Below are 7308 nucleotides of genomic sequence, written 5' to 3'. Positions count from 1 at the left end.
GATGAAAAACTACTGAAGGAAGACTAAAACAATCCAGCTTTTCATTTGCTTAACAATGAATCGAGCTATCATTCAGTCAGGCGGTTACTTGCTTGCGCTTTGACGATAAAGTGTATTTCTACAAGCAATTTCTTTTCTAGGATAATTTCCCGTTCAGAAACTCCAGAATGCCACCTTCGGATGAATGACGTATGCGCGTTACACCGCCGTTGCGGATCTTGATCCGGTAAAGCCCGGTCGGCGCGGCATAGATGGTTTTGGCGATAATCGCACGCAGCACGCCGGCATGCGCAACAATCAAAATCCGTTCGCCAGTATGACGTGCGATGACTTCATCATAAGCGTCATTAACACGCTGAACAAAGTCATCGAGCGGCTCGGCGCCGTCAGGGCGACAATTGACCGGATCCTGCAAAAACGCCTGATATTCGGTTACGCGAGCAATTTTGATTTCATCGTGATCGAGTCCTTCCCAAGTTCCGAAGCCAACTTCCTTGAAACGCGGTTCGATGGTGACGGGGATACCGTAACGCTCCCCAAGCGCCGTTGCAAATGTATGACAGCGCAACAGCGGTGAGCTGACGATATGATTCCATTGACGATAATCGCCCACTGCGCTCCACATTTGCGTCCATCCTTTTTCCGTAAGCGGATCGTCCACACCATGCCCGCGATAGCGGCGCCCGCCGGCCGGTTCACCGTGGCGGATTAAATCGATAACCGTTTCTGTCATAAAAACTTGGCTAAGAAAAATCGGGATTGAATAGTTTATCCGATTTGATCGACGGGGAAACGTGAGATAACCAAAAAAGGATTTTGAGTTTACGAGCAGCGTGTTTTCACACGCCGAGATTGATAGGTATTCACCAAAGTTTTAGTAATTTCCCAGCCGGATATTCGACCCGCTGGTTTTCTTGACGACTCCGAGCGCAATGTTGACATACTCCGCAAACTCCAGCGCGTCTTCTTCAGCAATCGGCGTTGTGAGCACAAAATCCGCATGCTCGCGTGCTTCATGTTTTCTGCCAATGTCATACAACAACTCGGCATAAAATGCACGGGTGATGACATCTTCAGGAAAAAGCTCATGCGCTCGCTTGAGGTGCGCTAACGCTTTCTGGTTACTGCCAAAGCTTACCGGAAAACCGGGCAGTTTATGATACATGCGGCCCAATGCCCGATGTGCGCCTGCATTTTCGTATCTTTCATCCAGCTCAACCACTTTTAACAGCAATTCTTCCATGGGTCGAAGCATTCGCAACGCATTCAATATACCGCTGCTTTCCGCCATTTTTCCCATCGCCGCGGCTTTCCAGAAAAGACCGCGCACATCATTGGGATTCATCATCAACGCTCTATCCGCAGTCACAATACTGCGCTCAAATAGCTGAATCCGGTAATCCCTGTCGAATTCAAGTTGCGCGCGCATAAATTCCAAACGTGAAAGTTCGGCGATAGCGGCCGATTCGCGGGTATTTTTGGTCAAATCGTGAATCCACGCGATGGTTTCCATCAAAAAAGGAGTATCAATAGCATATTTCCACACCGCCAGTTCGATTCTTTTTTGATTCTCATCGGTTAATACTACGGAAGAGACATTCTGTGCAAAAACCGGTGTTGCAAAGCAAGCAACCACAACCATTCTGCAAGCAGATCGTGTTACTTTTTCTTTAAGTTGCAATAGGTTTTTTTTCATGAAAGCACTCATCTCTATTCCGTCGGAAAAGCTATTTACATATTCTAAGACAAATACAAACAGTTAAATCACATGCATTAAGAATAGCGCTATTTGGGGCAATTTAAAACTAAAAATAACGTGGGAATTTATGCATTGTTTATAGTGTGGGTCCATCGTAATCTAACAGCGCCTGCAATTAATAAAGCAGCTTCGAACTGGCATATAATATATGGATTTTGATTCATGATCGGTTTTGCCGGAATCTTTTTCCCGGCATCGCCGGACAATCACGTTCTAAGCATGCAACAACCATACAATCTACCTGCACTCGGCACTATCCTCCGTTATGCTGATTTTTCCGGCTCCAGTGATGCGCTTTTTCTGGCGCAGCTCGGACAGCAAGCGAAACCGCTTACAATCATCACTGCTAACGCGCTTGATGCGCAGCGATTGCTGGAAGAGATCCCTTACTTTGCTCCCGGCTTACGAACGCATCTGCTGCCGGACTGGGAAACGCTGCCGTACGACACCTTCTCACCGCATCACGATTTAGTCTCGGAACGACTGGCAACGCTCTATCAAGTGATGACCGGCGCGTGCGACGTGTTGATCGCACCGCTGACCACCGCGCTGTACCGCATGCTGCCGCGCGAATATCTCGCCGCGCACACGTTCTTTCTCAAGCAAGGCGAAACGCTCGATGTCGCCGCATTGCGCAGCCAATTAACCTTGGCCGGCTATTCGCATGTCACGCAAGTATTTTCACCCGGCGAATACAGCGTGCGCGGCGGCCTGATCGATTTGTACCCGATGGGCAGTCCACTGCCGTACCGTATCGACCTGATGGACAACGACATCGACACCATCCGCACCTTCGATGTCGATACGCAACGCAGTATCTATCCGGTCAAGGAAATCCGACTGCTACCGGCGCGCGAGTTTCCGCTCGACGAAGCCGGACGCACGTTTTTCCGCGGCAAATTCCGCGAGCAATTCGAAGGCGATCCGTCGAAAAAACAAATTTACAAAGACATCAGCAAGGGCGGCACCCCCGCCGGTATCGAATATTATTTGCCGCTGTTTTTCGAGCAAACCGCGACGCTATTCGATTATCTGCCGGACAACACCCTGCTCTGCTTGCATCACGATGTGCGCCCGATCCTCGACGAATTCTGGCGCGACACGCAATCGCGTTATCAATTATTGCGCGGCGACAGCGACCGGCCACTACTGCCGCCGACCGAGTTGTTTCTCACCGGCGATCAGTTCTTCGGTTCGATCAAACCTTACGCGCGCATTGAATTATTGGTGAATCCACAGGACGTTAAAGTCGCTGACGTCAAAACCAGCCAGCCGCTACCGTCGGTCCAAGTTAACCGGCACGCGGAAAATCCATTGGAAAAACTAGCCGTATTCATCGCGCAATTCAAAATGACCGGCGGACGGGTGCTGCTATTGGCGGAAAGCTTGGGGCGGCGCGAATTGGTCGCCGAGTATTTGCAGCAATACGACCTGCATCCGGTAGTTTGCCTGGATTTCGACGCGTTCCTAAACAGCAACGAAGCTTTCATGCTTAGCGTTGCGCCGTTGTATACCGGTTTTATCGAGAACGCTGCAAAAATCACTTTCATCACCGAAAGCGAATTGTACGCCACGCATGTGCACGGCCGCCGCGAGCGCGAATCGCGCAAATCGACGACATCGACCGACAACATCCTGCGCGATTTGTCTGAAATCAAACCGGGTGACCCGGTCGTTCACGAGCAGCACGGCATCGGCCGCTACCTCGGCCTGGTCAGCATGGACGTCGGCGAAGGCGGACCCGGCGAAATGAGCGAATTTCTGGCGTTGGAATACGACGGCGGCGACAAATTGTACGTGCCGGTGTCGCAACTGTATTTGATCGGGCGCTACAGCGGCGGCGCGCCGGAATCGGCGCCGTTGCACAAGCTCGGCAGCAGCCAGTGGGACAAAGCCAAACGCAAAGCGATGCAACAAGTGCGCGACACCGCGGCGGAGTTGCTGAATCTTTACGCCCAACGCGCCGCGCGCGAAGGTCATCAATTCTCGCTGCAGCAACACGATTACGATGCCTTTGCTGAAGGTTTCGGCTTCGAGGAAACACCCGATCAGGCGGCGGCGATCAAAGCGGTGATCGAGGATTTGACATCCGGCAAACCGATGGACCGGTTGATCTGCGGCGACGTCGGCTTCGGCAAAACCGAAGTGGCATTGCGTGCCGCATTTATCGCCGTGGCCGACGGCAAGCAAGTCGCGGTACTGGTGCCGACCACGCTGCTCGCCGAGCAGCATTTCCAGAATTTTTCCGACCGTTTCGGCTTGATCGCCGATCAATGGCCGGTCAGAATCGCCGAACTGTCGCGCTTCCGCTCCGCCAAGGAGCAAACGCAAGCGATTGCCGGTCTGGCCAAAGGCGAGATCGACATCATCATTGGTACGCACAAGCTGATTCAGAAGGACGTGCACTTCAAAAATCTCGGACTGGTCATTATCGACGAGGAACATCGTTTCGGCGTACGGCAAAAAGAACAGCTCAAAAAACTCCGCGCCGAAGTCGACGTGCTGACGCTGACCGCGACGCCGATCCCGCGCACCTTGGCGATGTCGCTGGAAGGGCTGCGCGATTTTTCCATCATCGCCACCGCACCGCAGCGCCGCCTGGCGATCCGCACCTTCGTCACCAGTTTCTCGATGGGCATCATCCGCGAAGCGTGCCTGCGCGAACTGAAACGCGGCGGGCAAATTTATTTCCTGCACAACGAAGTCAGCAGCATTCAATTGATGTACGAGAAACTGTCCGGACTGCTGCCGGAGGCGCGCATCAATATCGCCCACGGCCAAATGCCGGAACGCGAACTGGAACACGTCATGCGCGACTTTTACCAGCAGCGTTTCAACATTCTGCTGTGCACCACGATCATCGAAACCGGCATCGACATCCCCAGCGCCAACACCATCATCATCAACGAAGCGCACAAGTTCGGTCTGGCGCAATTGCATCAACTGCGCGGAAGGGTCGGACGCTCACACCATCAAGCTTACGCGTATTTGCTCACGCCACCGGAAGAAGCGCTCGGCGCGCAAGCGAAAAAACGCCTGGAAGCGATTCAAGCGATGGAAGAACTCGGCTCCGGGTTTTATTTGGCGATGCACGACCTGGAAATCCGTGGCGCCGGTGCTGTCTTAAGCGAATCGCAGAGCGGCGAAATGCAGGAAATCGGCTTCAGCCTGTACAGTACAATGCTGGATACCGCGATCCAGTCGCTCAAACAAGGCAAAGAACCCGACATGCAGCACCCGCTCGGCGTCGCCACCGAAATCAACCTGCACGTCCCCGCGCTGCTGCCGGACGACTACTGCCATGACATCCACGAACGCCTGGTGCTGTACAAGCGCATGGCCAACTGCACCGACAACGACCAGCTCGACGACATGCAACGCGAACTGATCGACCGCTTCGGCCTGCTGCCCAACCCGGCGCGCGCCCTGCTCGACTGCCACCGCCTGCGCATCATCGCCAAACCGCTCGGCATCACCCGCATCGACGCCAGCGCCGACAGCATCCAAGTGCAATTCATCCCCAACCCGCCGATCGACCCGCTCAAAATCATCCAACTGATCCAAAGCAGCCGCGAATACTCGCTCTCCGGTCAGGATCGGTTGAAAATTCTGGTGAAGATCGAGGACGTGAATAAGCGGGTAATGCGGATTAAGGAATTGATGAATAAGTTGGGGTAAAGGGGTGAGAATAGCTTTCTTCGTCGGCTTATGAATTTAGTAGGTGTGATATATTAAAAATCAAATTGACTCATTATATTGCGTCATTCTGGACGTCTAATTCTAGTTAGGCATACATGCGGAAAGCGCCTGCATTAGCCATCTGGGCCGTGGTAAAAGACCGCCATCCACGGGAGTATGGGTGGCGCGGCAGTTGTGGTCGTCTATTTACGGGCAGAGGGAAACGTGGGTACAGAGATAACGCTCGATGTGGCCGGGGTATCGGTCACGTACAGCAAGAACCATCGTGGAATTGATCACGGATCTATTTTTCAGGAAAAAGATCGAAAAGTGATAGAAAATAACCAGCTCGACTACGATTGGTATGAAGCGGAGGGCGAGGATCCAACACTTTCCGAGATGGCATTCACGCGCCCACTTAAGCATGTCGTTCCACGCCTCGAACTACTAGGTTTCAATCTGGAGCGCGTCCGCCGTGAATATGATGCCGTCGCGAAAGACTGGTTAGAAGAGAGACAATCTCTTCAAGACGATGATGAGTCCATTCTTGACCTGATGAGCTTTGCGGAGTTTTGCACATTTGTTACCTCGCACTCGATTGATAGTCTCGATGACACTTTTATCTCGGGCGCGGACAATGCAAGCGAAAAGAAGATCCGAGGGCGATTCGATGGGATGCAGTTTGAGCGAATTCCCGGCTACCGATCTTATGATATCCATGCATATTCGGAGCGAAGCTTTTTCGGCGGATTAGTAGATATCCTTCACCCGTACTCGCTCCTGCGCCTCTTTGCGGAGGCGAACGAGGACGCTCCTGTTGTTTGGCAATATGGACCGTTGGTACAGGCCGGATGGGCAACAGAGCGGGAGTTCGTGCCTCACGCCCGGCGAACCGAGACATTCCTGATCGCGACCGAAGGTAGCTCGGATGTTCATATCTTAAAGCATGCGCTCGCACTGTTGCGGCCAGGGATCGAGGATTTCTTTCGATTCATCGACGTGAGCGAAAGCCATCCATTTTCGGGTACAGGCAACCTAGTTAAGTTCGCCGAAGGGCTTGCTAAGATAGACGTCCAGAATCAGGTGATTTTCGTATTCGACAATGACGCTGAGGGGCTCGACGCCCATCAGCGTCTGTCCACTCTCACCCTGCCTGCGAACATGCGCGGGATCATGTTGCCCGAGCTCGAGGAATTCCGCCAGTTTCCGGCGCAAGGTCCCGAGGGACTCCGCGACTCGGACATTAACAGGCGCGCGGCGGCGATCGAGTGCTATCTCGACCTCGACGTCGGCGGTCACCCACCGGCCAAGGTGCTCTGGACCAACTACAAAAAGAGCCTCGACACCTATCAGGGAGCGCTGGAGTACAAGGAATCTTATAGCAAGGAATTTTTGAAACAAACCTCCGAAACCTTGGCCGAAGGAGCGTATGACGTTAGTAAGATCGAGTCAGTACTCGATCTGCTCGTCGCCGAATGTACAGCAATCGCTGTCGACCAATGGGATCCAAATGTGTAGATGAGGTGGTTATCGCACGTTGGACAGAAAGAGTGAGCTGCCTAACTGGGCGCTGCAGCCGACGGCTCCGCCAAGGCTGAGCTTCGGCGTTGGCCAATACGGTAAATTAGAATGACAGCAAAAATCCGAACTTACTCTGCCAGAAAAGTCCGGTAGGATGTGCCGACCGCAAGGAGGCGCATCATATCGGAAAAATGCCGCTCGTGGGGCGTATGTGGTATGAAACGCAGAATCCTGAATTTGGCGAAGAATTTGTTGTTGCTATCGAGTTACAAGCTGAAACGCCCGGAACAGAAACTCCTGCTTTATGCAGAAGTTATCCCTAAAGGGCATCGCGCGCTTCCTCCTCGTTT

Annotated in this window: 4 protein-coding genes; 2 read left to right on the top strand and 2 right to left on the bottom strand. The window is 52.9% G+C overall.

What is annotated here, in order from left to right; all coding sequences use genetic code 11:
* Positions 1-136: 136 nt before the first annotated feature.
* The gene (locus KF839_RS05505) at positions 137-733 is read right to left on the bottom strand and encodes a histidine phosphatase family protein (protein ID WP_292916835.1); all 597 of its coding nucleotides are present in this window, start codon (positions 731-733) and stop codon (positions 137-139) included.
* Between the two features lie 141 nt (positions 734-874).
* Positions 875-1696, bottom strand: coding sequence for a TRAP transporter TatT component family protein (locus KF839_RS05500; protein WP_292916834.1), 822 nt, complete (start codon positions 1694-1696; stop codon positions 875-877).
* Positions 1697-1978: 282 nt separating this feature from the next.
* On the opposite strand from KF839_RS05500, the gene mfd reads away from it, so the two are divergent.
* A complete protein-coding gene (mfd, locus tag KF839_RS05495; RefSeq protein WP_292916840.1) occupies positions 1979-5437 on the top strand; it encodes a transcription-repair coupling factor in 3459 nt (1152 codons plus the stop codon).
* A gap of 177 nt (positions 5438-5614) precedes the next feature.
* The gene (locus KF839_RS05490; protein WP_292916833.1) at positions 5615-6955 is read left to right on the top strand and encodes a HEPN/Toprim-associated domain-containing protein; all 1341 of its coding nucleotides are present in this window, start codon (positions 5615-5617) and stop codon (positions 6953-6955) included.
* Positions 6956-7308 lie beyond the last annotated feature (353 nt).

The organism is Nitrosomonas sp. (assembly GCF_019635155.1).
GTDB lineage: Bacteria > Pseudomonadota > Gammaproteobacteria > Burkholderiales > Nitrosomonadaceae > Nitrosomonas.
This window is presented reverse-complemented; position numbering and strand designations above follow the sequence as displayed.

What these genes read in the sequence shown, in the direction of transcription:
- KF839_RS05505 (WP_292916835.1), bottom strand. Translation starts at nt 733, where the DNA reads ATGACAGAAACGGTTATCGATTTAATCCGCCACGGTGAACCGGCCGGC.
- mfd (WP_292916840.1), top strand. Translation starts at nt 1,979, where the DNA reads ATGCAACAACCATACAATCTACCTGCACTCGGCACTATCCTCCGTTAT.
- KF839_RS05500 (WP_292916834.1), bottom strand. Translation starts at nt 1,696, where the DNA reads ATGAAAAAAAACCTATTGCAACTTAAAGAAAAAGTAACACGATCTGCT.
- KF839_RS05490 (WP_292916833.1), top strand. Translation starts at nt 5,615, where the DNA reads ATGGGTGGCGCGGCAGTTGTGGTCGTCTATTTACGGGCAGAGGGAAAC.